Origin of the sequence: Streptomyces sp. NPDC032198 (assembly GCF_040636975.1) — a bacterium.
In the GTDB taxonomy this organism is placed as follows: domain Bacteria; phylum Actinomycetota; class Actinomycetes; order Streptomycetales; family Streptomycetaceae; genus Streptomyces.
On the sequence record NZ_JBEZVL010000003.1, the window covers coordinates 372885 to 394688 of the forward strand.

The 21804-nt window shown below is 72.3% G+C and carries 14 protein-coding genes; 7 read left to right on the top strand and 7 right to left on the bottom strand.

Going from position 1 to position 21804, the window contains the following annotated elements; translation table 11 throughout:
• Positions 1-82: 82 nt before the first annotated feature.
• Genes AB0E78_RS09770 through AB0E78_RS09790 form a run of 5 tightly spaced genes read left to right on the top strand, consistent with a single transcriptional unit; the run spans position 83 to position 5690 of the window.
• Positions 83-715 carry an isochorismatase family protein gene (locus tag AB0E78_RS09770; RefSeq protein WP_361830065.1) on the top strand — a complete coding sequence of 211 codons (633 nt, stop codon included), beginning with the start codon at positions 83-85 and terminating at the stop codon, positions 713-715.
• Position 716: 1 nt separating this feature from the next.
• Complete coding sequence (locus AB0E78_RS09775; protein ID WP_361830067.1) at positions 717-947, top strand: phosphopantetheine-binding protein; 231 nt, start codon at positions 717-719, stop codon at positions 945-947.
• Complete coding sequence (locus AB0E78_RS09780) at positions 944-4828, top strand: amino acid adenylation domain-containing protein (protein ID WP_361830069.1); 3885 nt, start codon at positions 944-946, stop codon at positions 4826-4828. Before AB0E78_RS09775 ends, AB0E78_RS09780 begins: the two co-directional genes overlap by 4 nt.
• The gene (locus AB0E78_RS09785) at positions 4825-5016 is read left to right on the top strand and encodes an MbtH family NRPS accessory protein (RefSeq protein ID WP_361830071.1); all 192 of its coding nucleotides are present in this window, start codon (positions 4825-4827) and stop codon (positions 5014-5016) included. Before AB0E78_RS09780 ends, AB0E78_RS09785 begins: the two co-directional genes overlap by 4 nt.
• Positions 5013-5690: a 4'-phosphopantetheinyl transferase superfamily protein gene (locus AB0E78_RS09790; RefSeq protein ID WP_361830073.1), complete on the top strand. Its 678-nt coding sequence runs from the start codon at positions 5013-5015 to the stop codon at positions 5688-5690. Before AB0E78_RS09785 ends, AB0E78_RS09790 begins: the two co-directional genes overlap by 4 nt.
• On the opposite strand, the gene fes is transcribed toward AB0E78_RS09790, so the two are convergent.
• Positions 5594-6883: an enterochelin esterase gene (gene fes, locus AB0E78_RS09795; protein WP_361830075.1), complete on the bottom strand. Its 1290-nt coding sequence runs from the start codon at positions 6881-6883 to the stop codon at positions 5594-5596. The two genes, AB0E78_RS09790 and fes, sit on opposite strands and share 97 nt — an antisense overlap.
• Before the next feature lie 126 nt (positions 6884-7009).
• On the opposite strand from fes, the gene AB0E78_RS09800 reads away from it, so the two are divergent.
• Positions 7010-7873, top strand: a complete 864-nt coding sequence (locus tag AB0E78_RS09800) for a hypothetical protein (RefSeq protein WP_361830077.1) — start codon at positions 7010-7012, stop codon at positions 7871-7873.
• 25 nt (positions 7874-7898) lie between these two features.
• Here AB0E78_RS09800 and AB0E78_RS09805 read toward each other — a convergent pair whose 3' ends face one another.
• Both AB0E78_RS09805 and AB0E78_RS09810 read right to left on the bottom strand, forming a co-directional pair.
• Positions 7899-8579: a response regulator transcription factor gene (locus tag AB0E78_RS09805; protein WP_361830079.1), complete on the bottom strand. Its 681-nt coding sequence runs from the start codon at positions 8577-8579 to the stop codon at positions 7899-7901.
• Between the two features lie 211 nt (positions 8580-8790).
• A complete protein-coding gene (locus AB0E78_RS09810; RefSeq protein ID WP_361830449.1) occupies positions 8791-9267 on the bottom strand; it encodes a MarR family transcriptional regulator in 477 nt (158 codons plus the stop codon).
• Between the two features lie 260 nt (positions 9268-9527).
• Between AB0E78_RS09810 and AB0E78_RS09815 the strand changes: the two genes are divergently transcribed.
• On the top strand, positions 9528-11297 hold the full coding sequence (locus tag AB0E78_RS09815; protein WP_361830081.1) for a non-ribosomal peptide synthetase: 1770 nt from the start codon (positions 9528-9530) through the stop codon (positions 11295-11297).
• Here AB0E78_RS09815 and AB0E78_RS09820 read toward each other — a convergent pair.
• Genes AB0E78_RS09820 through AB0E78_RS09835 form a run of 4 tightly spaced genes read right to left on the bottom strand, consistent with a single transcriptional unit; the run spans position 11281 to position 21803 of the window.
• Positions 11281-12840 (bottom strand): class I SAM-dependent methyltransferase, encoded by a 1560-nt coding sequence (locus tag AB0E78_RS09820; protein WP_361830082.1) that lies wholly within the window; start codon positions 12838-12840, stop codon positions 11281-11283. The genes AB0E78_RS09815 and AB0E78_RS09820 overlap by 17 nt on opposite strands.
• Entirely contained in the window at positions 12840-18857 is a 6018-nt protein-coding gene (locus tag AB0E78_RS09825; RefSeq protein ID WP_361830084.1) for an amino acid adenylation domain-containing protein, read from the bottom strand. Before AB0E78_RS09825 ends, AB0E78_RS09820 begins: the two co-directional genes overlap by 1 nt.
• The gene (locus tag AB0E78_RS09830; protein WP_361830085.1) at positions 18850-20859 is read right to left on the bottom strand and encodes a condensation domain-containing protein; all 2010 of its coding nucleotides are present in this window, start codon (positions 20857-20859) and stop codon (positions 18850-18852) included. Before AB0E78_RS09830 ends, AB0E78_RS09825 begins: the two co-directional genes overlap by 8 nt.
• Positions 20856-21803 carry a TauD/TfdA family dioxygenase gene (locus AB0E78_RS09835; protein ID WP_361830451.1) on the bottom strand — a complete coding sequence of 316 codons (948 nt, stop codon included), beginning with the start codon at positions 21801-21803 and terminating at the stop codon, positions 20856-20858. Before AB0E78_RS09835 ends, AB0E78_RS09830 begins: the two co-directional genes overlap by 4 nt.
• Between the last annotated feature and the right edge of the window lies 1 nt (position 21804).

The following is a 21804-nucleotide window of genomic DNA, read 5'->3' on the forward strand; positions in this document are numbered from 1 at the left end:
CTCTGCCCGCTCCGGGCGGCCGACCTCTGCCCGGCGCACCCCGATCCACCCCGCTTTCCTGAGTTCCCGAAAGGCCCCCACCATGGCGCTCCCCGCCGTCACGCCGTACCCGATGCCCTCGCCCGACGAGCTGCCCGACAACCGGGTCGCGTGGACCATCGACCCGCGGCGGGCGGTGCTGCTCGTCCACGACCTGCAGAACCACTTCCTGACCGCGTACACCCCCGACACCTCGCCGACGACCGAACTCCTGGCCAACGTAGGCGTGTTGGCGAAGGCGGCGCGTGCGGCCGGCATCCCGGTGATGTACTCGGCGCAGCCGGGCGGCCAGTCGCCCGCCGAGCGCGGACTCCAGCAGGACTTCTGGGGCCCGGGGCTGCCCGACGACGAGCACGCGAAGGCGATCGCGGGCCCGGTCGCGCCGGAGCCCGGCGACACCGTGCTCACGAAGTGGAAGTACAGCGCGTACGTCCGCACCGACCTCCAGGAGCGCATGCGCGAGGCGGGCCGGGACCAGCTCGTCATCGTCGGCGTGTACGCGCACATCGGCGTCCTGATGACGGCCTGCGACGCGTGGATGCGTGACGTGCAGGCGTTCGTCGTGGCGGACGCCGTGGCCGACTTCTCCCGCGAGGACCACGACATGGCGCTGCGGTACGCGGCCGGCCGGTGCGCGGTCGTCACCACCACCGACACGGTTCTGAAGGGGATCTGACATGGCGCTCAGCGTGGAACTCATACGGGCCGACGTCGCCGATGTGCTCGGCGAGGACCCGGCCGACATCCCCCTCGACGAGAACCTCGTCGACTACGGCCTCGACTCGGTGCGCATCATGTCGCTCATCGAGCGCTGGCGCCGCGAGCACGACATCACCGCCACCTTCGTGGACCTGGCCGAGCAGCCCGCCATCGAGGCCTGGGCGCCGATGCTGGGAGCCTCGGCATGAGGCTCACCGCTGCCCAGTCGGGCATGTGGTTCGCGCAGGCGCTCGACCCCGGCAGCCCGGCCCAGAACACGGCCGAGTGCCTGGAGATACACGGTCCCATCGACCCGTCGCTGTTCGCCCGGACGCTGCGTCAGGTGGTGTCCGAGGCCGACGCGCTGCGCGTGCGGATCATCGAAGGGGCCGAAGGGCCGCACCAGTTGGAGGTCGCCGAACCGACGCTGCCCCTGAAGGTGCGCGACCTGCGGGCCGCGGCCGATCCGGACGCCGACGCGCAGGCGTGGATGCGCGAGGACCTGGCCACGCCGTTCGACCTGGCGGCGGGGCCGCTCTTCGCGCACGCGCTGTTCCGCGTCGACGACGAGCGGTGGCTCTGGTACCAGCGGGTGCACCACATCGTGATGGACGGCTTCGGCTACTCGCTGCTCGCCCGCCGCACCGCGGAGATCTACACCGCGCTCGCCGCGGGCGATGAGCCGGGCGCGAGCCCCTTCGGGCGCCTTGAGGACCTCGTCGCCGAGGACACCGCCTACCGCTCGTCGGAGACGTTCGAGGCGGACCGCAGGTACTGGGACGGGGCCTTCGCCGACCGCCCGGACGCCCCCAATCTTGCGGGGCGCACCGCGCTGCCGTCCCGCTCCTTCCACCGCCGCAGCGCCCACCTCTCCCCCGAGGCGACCTCACGGCTGCGGGAAGTGGCGTCCTCGATGCGGGCGACCTGGCCGGAGGTGCTCGTCGCCGCGCAGGCGCTGTACGTCTCCCGGGCCACCGGCTCCGCCGAGGTGGTGCTCGGCCTGCCGATGATGGGCCGCATGGGCTCGGTGGCGCTTCGCGTGCCCGGCATGGTGATGAACGTGCTGCCGCTGCGGCTCACGGTGACCCCGCAGGCGACCTTCGCGGAGCTGACCCGGCAGGTGGTGCTCGGCATCCGCGCCGCCCGCCGCCACCAGCGCTTCCGCTACGAGGACATCCGCCGCGACCTGGGCCTGCTCGGCGAGGGCCGCTCGCTGGTCGGCCCGCTGATCAACGTCATGCCGTTCGACTATGGCCTGACCTTCGCGGGCGCCCGCACGGACGCCCACAACCTCTCCGCGGGCCCGGTCGACGACCTCACGGTCAACGTCTACGACCGCGCCGACGGCAGTGGCCTGCGCATCGACTACGACGGCAACCCCGCCCTGTACGAGCCGGACGAACTCGGCGTCCACCAGGCGCGCTTCATGGAGCTCCTGGAACGCGTCGCCGAGGCGGGCCCGCACATCCCGCTGGCCGATCACACGATCGCCCGCCGCTCCGAACTCACCCTGGTGGTCGAGGAGTTCAACGCCAACGCGCACCCGGTGCCACCCACCACCCTGATCGGCCCGATCGAGGGCCAGGCGGTCCGCACCCCGGACGCCACCGCCCTGGTCTTCGGCGACCAGGAGCTCACCTACTTCGAGCTGAACGCCCGCGCCAACCGCCTGGCCCACCATCTCATCGAGGCCGGCGTCCGTCCGGGCGCGCTCGCGGCGGTCGCGGTGCCCCGTTCCCTGGACCTGGTGATCACGCTCCTCGCCGTGCTGAAGGCGGGCGGCGCCTATCTCCCGCTGGACCCGGACTATCCTGCGGACCGCCTCGCGTACATGCTGGACGACGCGGGACCGGCCTGCGTGATCGCCGACCGTGCCGGCCGGGTGCCCGCCTCGGGTGTGCCGCTGGTCGCCCTGGACACCCTGGACACGACGCCGTACGGCTCGTACGACCCGCCGCGCGCGCTCACACCGCACCACCCCGCCTATGTCATCTACACGTCCGGTTCGACCGGCCGCCCCAAGGGTGTCGTCGTGCCGCACTCGGCGATCGACAACCGGCTGCGCTGGATGCAGGCGACGTACGAACTCTCCCCCGGTGACCGGGTGTTGCAGAAGACGCCGTCCGGGTTCGACGTGTCGGTGTGGGAGTTCTTCTGGGCGTTGCGGGTGGGTGCGACGCTCGTCGTCGCCGAGCCCGGCGGCCACAAGGACCCGGCGTACCTGGCGCGCGTCATGCGCGAACAGGGCGTCACCGTCTGCCATTTCGTGCCGTCGATGCTCCAGGTGTTCCTGTCCGAACCGGCCGCCGCGGACTGTGCGTGCCTGCGGCACGTCTTCTGCAGCGGCGAGGCGCTGCCGCGCGAGACGGTGCGGGAGTTCGGGCGCGTCCTGGACGGCGTACCGCTGCACAATCTGTACGGCCCGACCGAGGCGGCCGTCGACGTGACGTACCACCCGTGCGCCATCGACGCCGCGGGCCCGGTGCCGATCGGCAAGCCCGTCTGGAACACGCGCCTGTACGTCCTGGACGCGGCGCTCCAGCCATGCCCGCCCGGCATCCAGGGCGAGCTGTACCTGGCCGGCACCCAGCTGGCGAGCGAGTACCTGCGCCGCCCCGAACTGACCGCGTCCCGGTTCGTCGCCGACCCCTACGGCGCTCCCGGCACCCGCATGTACCGCACGGGTGACCTGGCCCGCTGGACCGGGCACGGCGAGATCGAGTACCTGGGCCGCACCGACCATCAGGTGAAGCTGCGCGGACTGCGCATCGAACTGGGCGAGATCGAGGCCGAGTTGGCCGCCGACCCGACGGTGGGTGCGGCCAGCGTCCTGGTCCGCGAGGACCGGCCGGGCGACCAGCGGCTCGTCGGGTACGTGACGTCCGACTCCGGAGCCGCCCCCGACCCGGAGGAACTGCGCGCCCGGCTCGCCCGCACGCTGCCCGACTACATGGTGCCGGGCGCCATCCTCGTCCTCGACGACTTCCCGCTCAGCCCGAACGGCAAGCTGGACCGGCGTGCCCTGCCCGCCCCCTCCTTCGAGGGCTCGGGCGATGGCGGCCGGGTGCCCGGCGGCCACCGCGAGGAGACGCTCACCCGGCTGTTCGCCGAGATCCTCGGCGTGCCCCCTCTCGGTGTGGACGACGCGTTCTTCGACCTCGGCGGCACCTCGCTCCTGGCGGCCCGCCTGGTCGCCAGGGTGCGTGACACGCTCGGCGCCGAGCTCACCATCGGCACGCTCTTCCAGGCGCAGACCCCGGCGGCGCTCGCCGCCCATCTGGACGCGGACCACAGCGAGGCCGACCGCTCCCTGGACGTGCTGCTCCCGCTGCGCGCGGGCGGCGACCGCACCCCGCTGTTCGCGTTCCACCCGGCGGGCGGCATGAGCTGGTGCTACTCGGGGCTGCTCTCGCGGCTCGACCCGGGACAGCCGGTGTACGGCCTCCAGGCGCGCGGCCTGCATGGCGAGGGCGAACTCCCCTCCACGATGGAGGAGATGGCTGCCGAGTACGTCGACGCACTGCGGGCCGTCCGCCCGCACGGCCCCTACCGGCTGATCGGCTGGTCGGTCGGCGGTGTCCTGGCGCACACGGTGGCTGTGCTGCTCCAAGAGGCGGGCGAGGAGGTCGAGTTGCTCGCACTGCTCGATGCCTACCCCTCCGACCAGTGGCGCGATGCCGCCGTGCCGGAGGAGCAGGACGCGCTGGCGGCGCTGCTGCGGATGGCCGGCTACGACCGGACGGACGAGATGACCCGCGAGGAGGTCCTTGCCACGCTGCAGCGCGAGGGCAGCGCGCTTGCGGGCCTGCCCGACCGGACGCTGACGGCGGTCCTCGGCATCGTGGTCAACAACGCCCGCCTGATGCGCGAGCACGACCACCGCCCCTTCGACGGCGACGCCCTGTTCTTCACGGCGGCCGCGCCGCGCGCCGAGGACTGGCTGACCAGGGAGGCCTGGGCGCCGTACGTCGGCGGCTCGATCAGCAACCACGACGTGGACTGCCTGCACCCGGAGCTGACCCAGCCGCGCCGCCTCGACGAGGTCTGTGCCGTCCTCGCCGCCCGCCTCAAGGAGCTGGACCACGCATGACGACGACACCCGGCCCCTTCGACCCGGCCGGCGCGGACGCCGAGCCGACCCATCTGATCCTGGAGAACGCGCTCGGCGAGTACTCCTTGTGGCCGGTCTTCCGCGCCGCGCCCGAGGGCTGGACCTCGGTGTACGGCCCGCAGACGTACGGCCGCTGCATGGCCCGGCTCCAGGACCCGCCCGAGTGACGGAACTCCACCTGGTCCGCCCGGCCCCGCTCGACGTGTCGCTCCTCGACGCCGAGGAGCGGCGCCGGGCCGCGGCGTTGCGGCGCCCCGCGGACCAGGAGCTGTACGCGGCGGCGCACACCGCGCTGCGCAGGCGGCTCGGCGCGTACCTCGGCGTCGGCCCGGCGGCGGTGGAGCTGGTGCGGCTGCCGTGCCCGCTGTGCGGTGCTCCGCACGGCCGCCCCGCCGTCGCCGGAGGGGCGGGCCCGCACTTCTCGCTGTCCCACACGGACGGCCTCGCCCTGCTCGCCTTCGCGGACCGGCCGGTCGGCGTCGATGTCGAGAGGCTGCCGTCCGTGAGCATGGTGGCCGACGCGGCCGGGTCGCTGCACCCCCGGGAGCAGGCCGAACTGGCCGGCCTCCCCGCCACGGAACGACCCCTGGCCTTCGCCCGCTGCTGGACGCGCAAGGAGGCGTGCCTCAAGGGGACGGGGGAGGGCCTTGCCGGTGGCGGCACGGCGTCGCTGCTGGTGGGGACGGGCGTCGAGCCCGTCGGCGTGCGAGGCTGGACGGTGCGGGACGTGGCCGTCCCCGCGGGCTATGCGGCGGCGGTCTCCACCGCTGACTCCCCCGCGGACCGCGCGCCGAGCAGCCCCACGAGCCCGTCCGCGAGCTCGGTGCGCCAGCACAGGTAGTCGTGGCCGCCGTTGAACTCGCGGTACACAGCGTCCTCGTACCCCTTCTCCCGCAAGGTGGCGCGCAGCCTGCGCATGGCGGGCAGCGCGACCCACTCCTGCTCACCGGCCGACAGCCAGAACCGGACGGGCAGCTTCTCGCTCTCGGCGATGCGCCCGTTCAGCCACTCGGAGCGGGCGAGGTCGGGGCCGTCCGGCCACCAGAAGGAACCCGACTGGGCCAGGACGCGGCCGAACCGGCCCGGCGCGATCACGGCGGCGTAGGCGGCGGTGAGGCCGCCGAGGCTCTGGCCCGCGACGACGGTCCGCGCCGGATCGGTGGTGAGGGACAGCCGTTCGCCCGCCCAGGGCAGCAGCTCGGTCTCCAGGAATCCGACGAACCGTTCGTTGCAGGCGAGCTCGGCCCAGCGCTGGTCGGCGCTCAGGGATTCGGGCAGCAGAGCGGCCAGGGGCGGGATGCGGCCGTCGGCGATGAGGTTGTCCAGGAGGGCGGCGACATCCAGGCCCGGCTGCCACATCTCACCGTCCATGAGCACCAGGACGGGCAGGTCGCTGCCGCCGCCCGGCGGCTCGTACAGGTGCACCCGCCGTTCGTTGCCGAGCAGTTCGCTGCGGACGGTGTGGGTGCTGACGGTGCCGCGCGCGACGCCGTCCCGACGCTGCCAGTCGTCGCCCGCCGGCGCCTGCGGCAGCTCGACGTACGAGACCGGCGTACCGCCCCAACGCCGGGCAAGAGTGCGCGAGTTGAGGGGGTCGGTGCGCTGCTGCTGCCGCAGCCACGGCCAGTACTCGGCGTCGGCCGTCGGGCCGTCACCCTCGTCCACGCACAGGCTGTAGGTCGCCCGCCAGTCCGCACGCATCCGGATCGACCAGTGCCAGATGTCCGTGCCCGGCACCCGCTCCATGAGGTTGGAGGCCAGGTCACGCGGGTCGACGATCTTGTTCGGCATGACGAGGACGGCGCGGGTCGCGTCCGTGCCGCGCCACAGGAAGGTGACCACCCGATGCCCGTCGTCGCCCGCGGGGTCGGGCTCGACGACCGGCGCACCGCCCGCGTCCCGCACGGCGTCCCAGAAATCCCCTCGCTCCACGGCCCGTTCCACCCACGCGCTGGCAGCGCGCTCGACGGGCCGCGGCCGCGGGATGCGGGGCGGCCGACGGGTCGCCCCGGCGGGAGGAGCGGTGAGCGGCATGGGGGAGCCTCCAGGGGTTCACTGCGTGCATATAGCTAAGGGTGACCTTACTTGAGCCGGTCGCCCCCGGGGCGACCAGGGCCGGGCCGGGTCCTGCCACCCTCGGGCCAGCGGTACATTGCCGCCATGTCGATACCGAACCCCCAGCCCAACCAGCCGAATCAGCCCAACCCGTACCAGCAGACCCCGAATCCGTACCAGCAGCCCCCGGGCGCGGTGCCGCCGCAGGGCGCGCCCCAGCCCTACGGCCAGCCGCCGGGCCCGTACGGACAGCAGCCAGGCCCCTACGGGCAGCCGCCCGCACCGCCCGCGCCCCCGGCCGGACCGCGCAAGCCCACGCCCGGCTGGGTGTGGGGCATCGGCGGCGTCGTGGTCGCGTCGGCCCTGTGGGCGGGGGCGCTCTTCGCCACCGGCAACCTCGGCTCCGACGGCGGCGACGGCGCGAAGGCGGACCTCGCCGGATACCAGTACACGAAGGACCTCTGCGACGTCTCCCCGCTCGACGGCTTCAAGAAGAAGTACGAGATCGACACGGACACCACCTCGACCACCCACTACGGCTCGCGGCAGAAGGGGTTCGACATGAGCTACTGCAGCCGCAAGCTCAAGGACCCGGAGGCGGCCGCCGACTCGTACTCCAGCATCTACGTCTACTCGACCGCCCGCTGGCACAAGGCGACCGACCCGAAGGGCGAGTTCGCCTCCGAACAGAAGGCCTACGAGGACCAGTCGCAGAAGACGTACACCTACAAGACCAAGGCCGTGAGCGGCATCGGCGACGAGGCCTACCTGGTGACTGACAGGAGCGGCTCGGGCAATGACGACCTCAACGGCATGACGCTCGCCGTGCGCGAGGGCTGGTTCACCATCGAGACGCGCTGGAGCTACTACGGCGGCTCGGACGGCAAGACGAAGCCGCCGACCGCCGCGGAGGTCGAGGACATGCTCACGTCCGACACGCGGGTGACGATGGACGGGCTCAAGAAGTGAGGGACGGGCCCGGGCGGCCCTGAACTCAACAGAGGGGCGGCGTGGGGCGGACGAGGCCCGACTGGTAGGCGATGACGACCAGTTGGGCGCGGTCGCGGGCGTCGAGTTTGGTCATGGCGCACTGGACGTGGGTGCGCACGGCGGCCGGGCTGGTCAGGAGCGCGTCGGCGATCTCGTCGTTGGCCTTTCCCTCGGCGACCAGGGTCATCACTTCCCGCTCGCGTTCAGTGAGGGCGGCGAGGCTCTCGGGCGGCGCGAGGTGGCCGTCGGGGTCGGGGGTGGCGAGGAAGCGGGTGATGAGGGCGCGCGTGGCGGGCGGGGAGAGCAGCGCGTCACCCGCGGCCACGATGCGGATCGCGCCGAGGAGTTCGTCGACGCCGACGTCCTTGCCGAGGAATCCGCTCGCGCCGGCGTGCAGGGCCCGGGCGACGTGCTCGTCGGTCTCGCCGGTCGTGAGGATGAGGACGCGGGTCGCGGTGAGGTCCGGGTCGGTACAGATCCGGGTGGTGGCGGCCAGGCCGTCCGTGCCGGACATGCGGATGTCCATGAGGGCGAGGTCGGGACGGTGGGTCCGGGTGAGTCCGTGGACCTCCTCGCCGCCGGTGGCCTCGGCGACCACCTCCATGTCGTCGCAGGAGTCGATCAGGGTGCGGAAGGTCGCCCGGAGGAGGGCCTGGTCGTCGGCAAGCAGGACGCGGAGGGTCATGTGGTGCGGTTCTCTTCCGGGTTCTCGGGGTGCGGCGGCAGGTGGGCGGTGACGGAGCGCCGCACGGCGCTTCCATCGGGTGATCGTCGAACTCTGTCATCAAGGACCTTGATCCAAGGTCGACGACGCGGCGTCCCGGCGCGACACACGGCCGCCCGTGCGAAACACGGGCGACCCGGCGAGATTTACCCCCGGTGCGGACCAGGGCCCTTCACGGGCGCGGCCAGGGGTGCCCCTCCAGGCGTTCGATGTCGCTGTTGAAGCGCTGCAGGAAGCCGGCGAACGTCGCCACGTCCTCCGCCGACCAGTTGTCCATGACCTTCTCCAGGCCCTGGGTGTACTCGGCCCGGTCGGCGTCGAGTTGCCGCGTGCCCTCGGCGGAGATGCGGAACTTGCGGGCCATGCCGCCGTCGGGGTCCGGGATGCGCTCGACGAGTCCGCCGCGCATCATGGCCGCGGTCTGCCGGTTCAGGGTGGAGGCGTCGAGGCCGAAGGCCTCGGTGAGCTGGCCGATGGACATGGGTCCGTCCATCTGGATGCGGCTGAGCAGGATGTACGCGCTGCGGTCGAGGCGCCCGCCGGACGAGCGGGTGCGGGGATTGAACAGATGCGAGTGCCGTCCGAGCAGCATCGTCTCGAATTCGACCTTTCGCACGGGCTTCTCCGTGCGTCCTGCGGGCTTGTCCATACGGCGACCGGGCTTGTCCATGCAGACATTCTAATCGATATGTGCATCATGCACTTTACATGCACAGTGCACATCTGGGCCCTGTTGAAGGACCGCGGTCACGCCTTTAGCATTTCTGCGGCTGTCACTCAGTTCCTCGCCTGTCACTCGATTCACCGGGGCGCGCCGCCGTGCCGGAATTCCGAACGGAGTCGTCCATGGCCGTGACGGGACATCAGGAAGCAGCACACACGGACGATCCGCTTCCTTCTGTCTACGACATGTTTTCCGGTCAGGCAGAACAGCGGCCCGAATCGACGGCCGTCATCCAGGGCGACGTACGGATGACGTACGGGCAATTGCACTCCGAGGTCATTCGGTTGTCCGAGGAACTCTTGCGCTGCGGAATCGGTCCGGAACGAACGGTCGGACTGCTCGCGGACCGCTCCCCCGGCCTCGTCGTCGGGACACTCGCCGTCCTCCGGGCGGGCGGGGCGTACGTTCCGCTCGGCGGCGGACTCCCGCCGGAACGGCTGGCCTTCATGGTGCGCGACACAGCCATGGAATACGCCGTCGCCGATGCCCGGCACCGGCATCTGCCGGCGGACACCGCGCTGCGGACCGTGCCGATCCGCACCCATTCCGAGCGGCTTGCCCATACCCCTCCGCAGCCGCAGGCACCGGACCCCTCACGCCTCGCCTATGTGCTGTACACCTCCGGCTCCACCGGACACCCCAAGGGTGTGGCGGTGGAACACTCCGGGCTGTCGAACTACGTCCACTGGACGGTGGCGGAATTCTCCGGTGGACGCCCGGTGGACGCGTACCTGCACACGCCGCTCAGCTTCGACTTCTCCCTGACGAGCTTCTTCCTGCCGCTCGTCACCGGCGGCACCCTCCACCTCGCCCCGCAGGACCAGGAGGCCGAGGATCTCGCGACGGCGATCCAGGACCCCGCTCTCGACCTGGTGCGCCTGACGCCCTCCCACATCGAGATGCTCGCGGCCCGCCTCGCCGGCCGGCGGGGGCTGCGCGGGCCACGCCAGTTCGTCGTCGGTGGTGAGGTGCTGCGCGCCCGGCATCTCACGGCCCTGCGGCGGCTCTTTCCCGGCTCGGTCGTCTACAACCACTACGGGCCGACGGAGACCGTGGTGGGCCGCTGCTTCCTCCGCCTCGACGAGGCCGCCGGGTTCCGTGCCGAGGAGTACGCGCCGGACGACCCGCTGCCGATCGGCCACCCGATACCAGGCACCCGCCTGACCGTCGACCGCACCGATGCCGAGCAGGCGGCCGAGGGCATGGGTGAACTGCTCATCAGCGGGACGGGCATCGCCCGCGGCTATCTCAACCTTCCCGACGCCACGGCCGACGCGTTCGGCACGCTGCCCGACGGGGGCGGCCGTGTCTACCGCACGGGAGATCTGGTGCGGCTGGACGCACAGGGCCGTCCGGTCGTCGTGGGCCGGGCCGACGGACAGGTGAAGATCCGCGGCCATCGCGTGGAGACCGCCGAGGTCGAGGCGCTGCTGTGCGCGATGGACGGCATACGCGCGGCGGCGGTGGTGAAGGCCCGCGAGCCACGGAACGTCCTTGCCGCCTTCGTGGTCCTGGACGGCCCGGGCCTCCCGGCACGCCTGCGGGACGGCCTCGCGGCCTCGCTCCCGCCGTACATGATCCCCCAGCACTTCTCGGCCCTCGGCGAACTACCGCTCACCCGGCACGGCAAGCTCGACCGCCGGCTCCTCCAGGACCTGTTCGAGAAGGAGATCCAGGCGCAGGCGGGCCGTGCGGGGGCACGGCCCGCCAGCGACGAGCCCGACGAGCCCGACGAGGCGATGCGCAGGGTGTTCGCCCTGTGCGAGCGCATCCTCGGTGTGCGCGATGTGCGGGGCAGCGACAATTTCGTCGACCTGGGCGGGGATTCGATCACGGCGATGAAACTGGCCACCGCCTGCCGACGCGAGGGAATCACCGTGCGCAGCATCCGCTTCCTCACCGCGGACACCCTTACGGACGCGTTGGGCGGGACGGAGGTCAGCGCCGCGCGCTGAGCAGGAACATCTGGCCGGGGGCCGTCGGGTCGTGAGCGGCGCGGTCCCGGTCCAGATCCGCGAGCCGGGCCAGGTGATCGGCGTCCGTCCCCGGGCCCGCCCCCGTCACCAGCCAGTCGGGGAACGTGCAGAACGGCGTGGTGCGCACCTCGCCGAACCCCGCAGCCGCGCACTCCGCACGCAGTGGCACCCGTTCGGTCAACTGCCCGCGCAGCTGGGCCATTTCGGCGGGTGAGTAGAAGGACAGGAAGGTCTGGAAGCGGCACTGTGGATCCCACGCGCTCACCACCAGGAGCCCGCCGGGCCGCAGCGTCCGGAACGACTCGGCGAGGAAGCGCGCGCGCTGCGCGGCGGACAGGTGGTTGACCGTGCCCATCATGCAGGTGACGAGGTCGAAGCTGCCGTCGCGGAAGGGCATCGCCGTGCCGTCCGCCACGGCGAACCGGCTCGCCCACCGCTCGTCCACGCAGGAGTGGATCCCCGCGTCGCTGAGGTCGATCCCGTACGACCGCACCCCGAACCGGTCGAGTACCTGGGGGTAGCGCAAGGTGCCGCTGCCGACGTCGAGCGAGGTGGCCACGGCGGAGAGGTCCCCGACGGCCGTGAGCAGCTGGACCAGTTCCATCCGCTTCTTGGCGCTGTCGTGCACGCCGGTGTGGTCGAACTGGACGTAGAACAGGGCGTCATACGCGGCGAGCCGGGAGTCGGAGTTCCCCAGCAGCCCGCGCGCCTCCAGATCCCTGACGCGCACCTCGGGGGGCGAGGAGACCGTCCCGGAGGGGTCCACACCCGGGGTGGCCGAGGCTGCGCGCGCCCGGCAGTCCTCAAGGAGCTTCCAGGCGTCCTCGTACGTGGCGTCCCAGGCGAGCAGCGTCTCAAGGCGATCGGCCGCTTCGGTGTGCCGGCCCTGATCCCGCAGAGCGCGCGCGTTGTCGTACAGCAGGCGTTTGTCGTCATCGCCGGGGCCGCTCAGCGCCGCCTGTTCGTAGGCGATGGCCGCGGCCGACTCCGCCCCCATGTGCTGGAAGCACTCACCGGCCAGGTACAGCGCCCGCGAGCGCAGCCCGGCGTCCTCGGCTGCCCGCTGGAGCAGGCCGATCGCCGCGCGGTGCTCCCCCGCCGCGGCCAGCGCCCGGCCCTCCTCGAACGCGGAACGGGCGTCGCCGGGGCTCGCCGGGGCCTCGTCCTCGGCGAGCCGGGGACGCAACCCGTACACCGTGCCCCGCTCCGTGCCCGCGACGACGACGGAGCCGTCCGGTGTGGTGACGATGGCGGTGACCGGGCCGTCCAACTCGGCCTCGTCCAGGCCGATCCCGTCGGGAGTGAGCGTCAGCCGGACGCCGTCGGCGGTGCCGCGGCGCCCGCCGGCCGTCGTCACCAGGTCCGCGGCGGCCGGAAGGCGTGAGCCGACGACCGGCCTTCCGGTGAGATCGAGGAGGAGGGCGCCTCCGTCGGGGTCGTCCAGGACGACGTGATGGCCGTCGGCGCCGATGCGCAGCCTGCGGACAGGGGCCCCATGGAGATACGTCCAGAGCGTCTTCATCAGGCGGCACCAGATCCCGGGTCGTCGGTCATGGCCTTGAGGGCACGGAGGAAGTCGTCGAGCAGCCCGGTGACGGTCGGCTCCTCGAAGAGTTCGGTGCTGTACTCCAGGAAGCCGGTGATCTCCCCGGCCGTCTCGGAGGGGCTGTTCCCGTCGCGTACGTCCTGGCTCTCCTGGAGGACGAGCGCCAGGTCGGACCTGGTGGTGTCGAGGCCGACCGGGACGGGCGTGATGCGCAGCCCCGGGAGTTCGAGGCCGGAGCGTCCCGGTGTGTTGTTCAGGACGAGCTTGGTCTGGAACAGCGGGCTGTGCCTGCGGCTGCGGGGCGGGTTGAGCGCCTGGACGACCCGCTCGTAGGGCACGTCCTGGTGGCTGAGCGCTTCGAGCACCGTGCCGTGGACGCGCGCGAGAAGCTCCCGCCAGGTCGGTTCGCCGTCCAGGTCGATCCGCAGCGCGAGCTGGTTGACGAAGAAGCCGAGCATCTCCTGCGTCTCGGCGACGGTACGGCCCGCGACATCGGTGCCGACGGTCACCTCGCGCTGGCCCGAGCGTGCGCACAGGGCCGTGCCGAGCGCGGTGAGCAGCACGGCGAACGGGGTGGCCCCGGACGTGCGGCACAGCCTGCGGATCTCGCCCACGGTCCGCGCCGGGATGGACACCGGGAGCAGTCGGCCCCTGCCGGTGGACCGGACGGGCCGCGGGTGGTCGGTGGGCAGCGGGGGCAGGTCCGTGACGCCGGCCAGCCTGCGCTTCCAGTGGGCGAGCTGGGCGTCCAGGTGTCCTTCGTCGAGCAGGCGTCGCTGCCAGACGGCGTAGTCGGCGTACTGGACCGGTGGCGGGGCGGGGTCGGGCTCGCGTCCCTCGGCGAAGGCCTCGTAGAACGCGGCGAGGTCGGCGTTGAAGAGGCCCAACGACCAGCCGTCGTGCACGATGTGATGCAGCGACAGCAACAGGACGTGGTCCTCCGGAGCCATGCGCACGAGGTGGGTGCGCAGGACCGGCCCCTCGGCCAGGTCGAAGGGGCGGTGGTACTCCGCCCGCACGAGCCGGATCAGTTCCGCTTCCCGGGCGGCCGTGGGCAGGGTGGTGAGGTCGACCAGCGGCAGGGGCACCGGCCCGGGCGGCCGGATCTCCTGCCGGGGTTCGCCGTCGGGCGCGGTGATCAGGGTCCGCAGGACCTCGTGCCGGGCGACCAGTGCGTCGAGGGCCCGGGTCAACGCGCCGGTGTCGAGCGGGCCGATGATCCGGTCGAAGACCGGCACGTTGTAGCGGGGGTCCCCCGGGCTCAACTGGTCCATGAACCACAGACGTTCCTGGGCGCACGAGGCCGGGAGCACGGCGGCGCGGGGCACGGCGGTCAGCGGCGGCGGCGCGGCGCCGCACTCCGGCTCGGCGTGCTCCGGCTCCCGCAGCTCGTCGACGCGGGCGGCCAGCTGGGCGAGCGTCCGGTGGTCGAACGGTGCGCGCGCCGGAAGGGCCACGCCCAGGCGTTTGCGCAGGCGGAAGACGACCTGGAGGGTGAGCAGGGAGTGCCCGCCGAGGCCGAAGAAGTCGTCGTCGGGCGTGACGTCCCCGCAGTCGAGCAGCTCGCGCCAGACCTCGGCGACCACCTGTTCGGTGCCGGTGAGCTCCCGGGCGGCTGCTCCCCATACGGCGCGCTCCACGACCGCCGGGTCCGCCGCGAGACGGCGCAGCTGGGTGCGGTCGGCCTTCCCGTTCGAGGTGAGGGGGAGCTCCGGCAGCGGGACGTAGTGGGCCGGCAGCAGCGGTTCGGGCAGCCAGCGCCGTACGTGGGCGTCGATGTCCGGGATGGTCACCGCGCAGGCCCGGCGCCAGTGCGGGTCGTTGGTGTACCGCCGTGCGTCGAACAGCTCGGCCTGGGGCATGCCGCCACGGCGTGTGGAGTCGCTCGGGAGCAGCTCGGAGCTGCCGCCCGGGTCGCGGCGCACCAGGACGACGTCGTACGCGCCGTCGGGCCGCCCCTCCAGCCAGCTCAGCTCCACCTCGTACGCGCACCGGTCCGCCAGGGCCCACCAGTCCTCCGGCGACCAGCCGTGCGGGGGCAAGGCGCTTGCGCGGGCGCGTAGTTCACCCACGGAGGAGGACGGCTCACGCTCCTCGATGAGCTCTGCCAAGGAGAGCGCCGCGCTCAGCCGGGCGTTGGGCACGCCGGTGAGGCGCAGGCGACCGGGACGCTCCCGCTCGACGAGGCGCAGGAGCTCGTCGGGGGTGAGAGGCGATGCGGCCCAGTCGAGAAGCGTCGCGGCTGGCTCCGGCTCAGGCACGTCGGCCTTGGGCGCCTTGGGGCCGACGGTGAGGATGACGTCGTACCGGTAGTGGCTGAGTTCGTTGTCGTGACGGCCACGCTTGGGGAGCACACGAACCCGTGCGACCCGGGGCCAGCGTGCCGCGAGTTTCACGAACAGGCTTGGATCCACGCACAGTTCGGGGTCCTGGGCACTCTGGCGGCGGATCCTGGAGCGGAGTTCGGCGATGCGCATGTTCGCCGGGGCCCGGTGCACCTGGACGGACGTGTGGAACAGGTCGAGCAGCGGCAGGCTGCGCAGATCACCGAGGAAGACGTGACCGCCGTCGGGCACCGCGTCGACGGCCTGCCGGAGCACGTCGAGGAGGTAGTCCGCCGAAGGGAAGTACTGGACCACCGAGTTGAGCACCACCGTGTCGGGCGCCGGACCCGGCGCCTTCGGGGTGATGCTCTGATGCGCGGGAGCCGTGCGGACCTCGACCCGGCCGGGCGGGAGGCCCATGGCGTCCACCGCGTCCTGTACGTAGGCGACGGCGGGGGCGGAGAGGTCGGTGGCCCGGTAACTCCGGCACTCCGCGGCCATGTTGAGCAGGATCATGCCGGTGCCGCTGCCGATCTCCAGGACATCGCGCGGGCGCAGGGCGCTGATGCGCTCCAGCGTGCCGTCCAGCCACGCGCGCATGTGGGCCGGGTCCAGAGGGCGGCCGGTGTAACTGCTGAGCCAGCCCGCGAGGTTGAAGGAGACGTCGCGCTCCCCGGGCAGATCCTCGTAGGTGGTCCCGTAGAGCCTGCGCCACTCCTCGACGCGGTCGCCGTCCCAGTCCCCACCGATCTTCGATCCGTCCCCGTCGCTCCTCGACCCGTCCCGCAGGCAGACGAAGGCGACGATCCGCTCGTCGCCCGGTGCGCGGCTCACCACCTCGACGGCGCACTGCCGTACGTCCGGATGGCTGCGCACGGCGGCCTCGACCTCGGCGGGTTCGAGCCGGTGGCCCCGCACCTTGACCTGTTCGTCCCGGCGGCCCAGGTACTCGAGCTCCCCGCCGGGCAGCAGCCTGACCAGGTCTCCGGTGCGGTACAGCCTGGCGCCGGGGACCGTGCCGAAGGGGTCGGGCACGAAGCGGTCGGCGGTGAGTCCGGGCCGCCGCCAGTAGCCCTGGCCCACTCCGGCGCCGCCGACGCACGCCTCGCCCGCTACGCCGACCGGCACGGGGCGCAGCGCGTCGTCCAGGACGTGGACGCGGACATTGGTGATCGGTCGGCCGATCGGCACTCGGCCCGCGCCCTCCTCCGGCGCGCTGCTTGCCGCCTCGTAGGCGGCACAGGCCACGGCGGTCTCCGTGGGCCCGTACTCGTTGATGATCCGGGCCGTGGGGGTACCCGCGCGCAGGGCGGACAGGGCGTCCTCGTGCAGGGCCTCCCCGCCGAGGATGACCGTCCGGGCGGGCAGGGCGAGGGGCGCCCCGTCCGCGGCCTGTTCGAGGAGCCTCAAGTGTGAGGGCGTGAGTTTGACGAAGCTCAGGTCGGCGGCACCGTCGAGCAGGTCGCGCAGGGCGGCGTCGGGGGCATCGTCGGCCGCGGGCGCCGGGAGCAGCACGCGCTGCCCGGTGAGCAGGGGCGCGAAAATGCTCGTCACGGTCAGGTCGAAGGCGAGCGGCGAGTGCACGGGTACGCCCGTTCCCGTGGCCGCGGCGTAGTGGTCCTTGGCCCACAGCAGGTAGTTGACGATGTTGCGGTGGGTGAGGAGGGCCGCTTTGGGGCGGCCCGTGGAGCCCGAGGTGAACATGAGGTAGATCAGGTCGTCCGCCGACACCCGGACATCCGGGGCGGTCGAGGGCCGCCGCGCGATGGCGTCGGCTTCGGCTTCGTCGTCCGGCCTGACGACTCGGGCGCCTGCGGGGTCCACCTCCGCGGGCAGACCGTCGGAGACCACCAGGACGGCGGCCCGGCTGTCGGCGAGCATCGCGTTCGTCCGGGACGGGGGATGCGTGCGGTCCAGCGGCACGTAGGCGGCGCCGGTCTTGAGGATCGCGAGCAGCGCGGTCACGGTCAGGGGGCTGTGGTCCATCAGTACGGCCACCACGGTGCCGGGCCCGGCACCGGCGTCCCGCAGATGGTGGGCGAGCCGGTTCGCCGCGCCGTCCAGTTCGCCGTACGCCATGGTGTGGTCCGCCCGGTGCACCGCGACGGCGTCGGGGGTGCGGGAAGCCTGCGCCGCCACCAGTTCGTGCAGCGGGGTCGCGCACGTCTCGGTGCCGGTGTCGTTCCAGTCGCTGACGATGCGCCGCAGTTCGTGTGCGGGCAGCACCGGCAGGTCGGAGAGGTGCCGGCCGGGGTCGGCGGCGACGGCACGGAGCAGTTCGCCGATGGACTCCGAGATACGGGCGACGGTGGCGGCGTCGAAGAGGTCGGTGGCGTAGTCGACCAGGCAGTCCAGGCCCTCGTCGGTCTCGAGGATGTTGAGATCGAGGTCGAAGCGGCAGGTCTCGGAGGACTCGGTCGCCGTGTCGAGCATCGTCACGGTCAGACCGGCAGGGTGACCGGTGACGGCGGGCGTGTTGTGCAGGGTGAAATTCACCTGGTAGAGCGGGTTGCGCGCGAGGTCGCGCTCGGGGAACAGGCGCTGGGCGATCAGGTCCACCGGGACGTCCTGGTGGTCGTGCGCCGCCAGGCAGGTCCGGCGTACCCGGGCCAGGTGGTCCGTGAAGGTGGGGTCGTCGTCGAGGCGCACCCGGAACAGCACCGAGTTGGCGAAGAAGCCCATCAGATCGTGCAGTTCGCTCTGCCGCCGGTTGGCGACGGCTCCGCCGATGAGCATGTCGCCCTGGCCGCTGTAGCGGTACAGCACGGTGGCGAGCGCGGCGAGCAGCGTCATATGGAGGGTGGCCCCGTGCCGGACGCCCAACTCCCGTAATGAAGCCGTCAGATCCGGGTCGACCACGAACCGGTGGGTGGCGCCCCGGTGGCTCTGCACGGGTGGCCGGGGCCGGTCGGTGGGCAGGTCGAGCCGGTCGGGGGCACCGCTGAGATGCGCTTCCCAGTAGGCCAGTTGCCGCCGGGCGTCGTCGCCGTCCTCACGGAGCGACTGCCAGCGGGCATAGCCGCCGTACTGCACCGGCAAGGGCGGCAGCGGGCTGGGCAGGCCGAGGGCGAACGCCTCGTACAGAGCGGTCAGTTCGCGGCCGAGGACGGCGAGGGACCAGCCGTCGACGGCGACGTGGTGGAACACGGACAGAAGCACCGACTCGTCGGCGGACAGCCGCAGCAGGCGGAAACGCACCGGCGGGGCGGCCGCCAGGTCGAAGGGAATGCGGCGCTCGGCCGCGATGAGCCGGTCCGCCTCGGCCGCGCGCCGTGCGGGCGGGAGTCCGCGCAGGTCGACGACGGCCATCGGGACGGACGTGGCGCCGCGGACGCGCTGCACGGGGACGCCGTCGACCGAGGGGAACACGGTGCGCAGGATCTCGTGCCGGGCGGTGATCTCGTTCAGGCAGCGGTGCAGGACGGCTGGGTCGAGGCGCCCGGTGAGCCGGAAGGGGTTCACGCTGGTGTAGGCGGCGCTCTCGGGCTCCAGTGCGCCCAGGAAGAGGATGCGCCGCTGCGCCGAGGACACCGGCGCGTCACCGGAGGCCGCTCCGGCGAACAGGCTCAGCGGCGGGCTCATGCCGCGTTCGCGCAGCTGCCGGAGCAGTTCCGTGCGCTGCCGCGCGCTGAGGTTGTGGATCCGCTCGGCGAGGTCGGCTTCAGGCATGGCCCTCCTGTCGCTCCAAGGCGTCTTGCTCCAAGGCCCCGCGCTCCGAGGCTCCTTGCTCCGGGGCTCCTTGCTCCAGGGCGTCCACGAGTGCGGCCAGCGCGCCGAGTTCGCCCGTTCCCCCGCCACCGGGCCCGTCGCCGCTGTCCGTCGAGGCGGCGATGGCCTCGGCAAGGCCCGCCGGGGTGGGCAGCCGGAAGAACGCCTCCAGGGTCACGTCGGTGCCGTAGCGCTCCTGAACCCGGGTGATGAGCACCGTGGCGAGGAGCGAGTGGCCGCCGCGCTCGAAGAAGTTGTCGTTGCGTCCGACATCAGTAACGCCGAGCAACTCGCCCCAAAGCCAAGCCAGTTCACGCTCCACTGGGCCGACCGGAGCGCAGTGCACGACGTCCGCCTCCGGCGGGGCGAGGCCCGGGAAAGCGTCCTGCGCGGGCACGGCCATGAGACGGCCGTCCCCGGCCGGACGTACCGTCACTCCGGTCGGCGTCACGGGAGCGCCTGGCCGATCGCGGCGGAAGAGTTCACCGAACGCCCCCCGAGGCGCGGGGTGGCCGAAGGCGTCGCGGACGGTCAGCACGGCCTCGGCGGGCAGGTCCGAGAGGACCGGCGCCCGGCGCAGCTCGTCCGGCAACGCGGCCGGGGCGTAGGGGTGTTCCTCGGCCAGGGGTGTGTCCCGCACGGCGCGGTCGGGCCGCGCGGCCAGCTCGCTCAGAGCACACTGCCAGGCATGGCCCAGGGCGGCGACGGTTTCCGCGTCCCACAGTTCGGTCGCGTACTCCAGCGTCGCCGACAACCGGCCGTTCGTGTTCGTGACGGTGCACACCAGGTCGAAGGTGGAGACGGTGGTGGCCGGTTCGCGCATCCGGATGTTCAGCCCCGGCACGGACAGGTCGTCCTCCGGCTGGACGATCATCTGGAACACGATCTGGAACAGCGGGTGGACGTTGGCCCGCCGGGCACCGCCGTGTGCGGCCACCAGACGCTCGAAGGGCAGTTCTTGGTGGTCGTAGGCGTCGTGGCAGGTCTCCGCGGTGGCGCGCAGCACGTCCCGCAGGGTGTGGTCGTCGCGCACCAGGGTCCGCAGCACCACCATGTTCACGAAGGAGCCGATGACGTCCTGGGTCTCGGGGCGGGCCCGGCCGGACGTGGTGCCGCCCACGGCGAGGTCGGACCGACCGCTGTAGCGGTGCAGGACGACATAGAAGCCGGCGAGCAGCACCATGAACAGGCTCGCCTCCTCCTCCCGGCACAGGGACCCCAGTTGCTCCGCGAGGTGGTCGTCGAGCGGGACGGAGAGCTCCCGGCCACGGTGGGAGAGCCGCTCGGGGCGCGGATGCTCGGTGGGCAGGGTCAGCTCGGGCAGTCCACGGACGCGTTCGCGCCAGTGGGCGAGGAGCCGGTCGTGGCCGCCACCCGCTTCGGCCCGCTGCTGCCAGGCGGCGAAGTCCGCGTACTGCAAAGGCAGTTCGGGCAGGCCATCCGGTACGCCCGCAACGGCGGCCCGGTAGAGCGCCGACAGCTCCCGCAGAAGAACGTCCAACGACCATGCGTCAGCGATGATGTGATGCAACGTCAGCAGGAGCACAGCCCGCTGGTCGGTGAGCCGGATCAGTGTCGTCCGCAGCAGGGGAACACGCCGCAGGTCGAAGGGTTCGGCGGCCTCCTGCCCGGCCAGGTCGGCGACCAGCTCCCGCTCGTCCACCCCGGTCTCCCGTCCGAGCAGGGAGCGCAGGTCGACGACGCGCGGCGTGGGCTCCTGGTCGGTGACGATCTGCCGCAGCTCTCCGTCGATGACACGGAAGCAGGTGCGGAGGCTCTCGTGCCTGCGCACACAACCGCGGACCGCCGCGTCCAGGGCCGCCGGGTCGAGATCGCCGGTCAGGTCGAGGACACGGGCGACCGTGAACGCCCCTGACTTATGGGCGAGTTCATCGAGAAAGTACATCCTCGCCTGGGCGTACGACGCGTCGCTCACCAGGGCGGACACGGCCCGTCCCGTCATGCCGCCCCCCTCCGCCCGTCCGCCGCGACCGCCTCGGCCATGGCGACGGCGATCGTTCGAGGGCGGGTGAAGGGTTCCCGGCCGTGCGCGGTGAGCATGTTGTCGACGACCAGGACGTCGTCGCGCCGGTAGTCGAATCTGGTGGCCGCCGACCGGTAGCAGTCACGTACGTGCGCCATGACGTCGTCGGGGATGTCCGCGCCGTCCCCGTAGTAGCTCTGGTTGGGCAGATCCTCCTCGCCGAACAGTTCGAGCATGCCCTCCCGGTTCTCCGGCGACAGCGTCGAGAGGTGGAAGATCGCGGCATGGTTGAACCACACCTCCTCCCCCGTCTCCGGGTGCCGGTGGACGGCCTCGCGCACCGAGGACGTGCGCAGCCTGCCGTCCGCGCGCCACTCGGCGGTGACGCCGTTGGCCGCGCAGAACCGCTCCACCTGCGCCCGGTCCTCGGTGTCGTAGACCTCCTGCCAGCTCAGCCCGAACTCGGGGCCGAAGGTGCGCACCACCTTCCAGCCGCGCCGCTCGAACTCCTCGCGCACGGCGGGGTCGAGGAGGCGCAGCACGCGGCGGGTGTCCGAGAGCGGGGTGGCGCCCCGGGCGCCCGGGGGCTCGACACAGTAGAAGTACAGGCTCATCGGCCAGGACAGGCGGTAGGAGTTCTCGTTGTGGAAGAAGATCTCTTCGTGCGGCGGGTAGTCGGTGGAGGTGTAGACCCGGCCCTTGATGGTGCTGCGCGGCGACGAGCGTTCCTCGTAGGGCAGCGGGGCCTCGCCGGACAGTTTCCCCACGGCGGACTCGAAGCCGTCCACGCCGCCGACCGCGAAGCCGCGGAGCAGCACCGCGCCGTTCGTGCGCAGCCGCTGCCGTATCCCGGCGCGGTCCCGGCCGATCCGGTCGAGGAGTTCCTCGCCCTCGTGGGCCTCGATGACGTGCGGCAGCTCCACG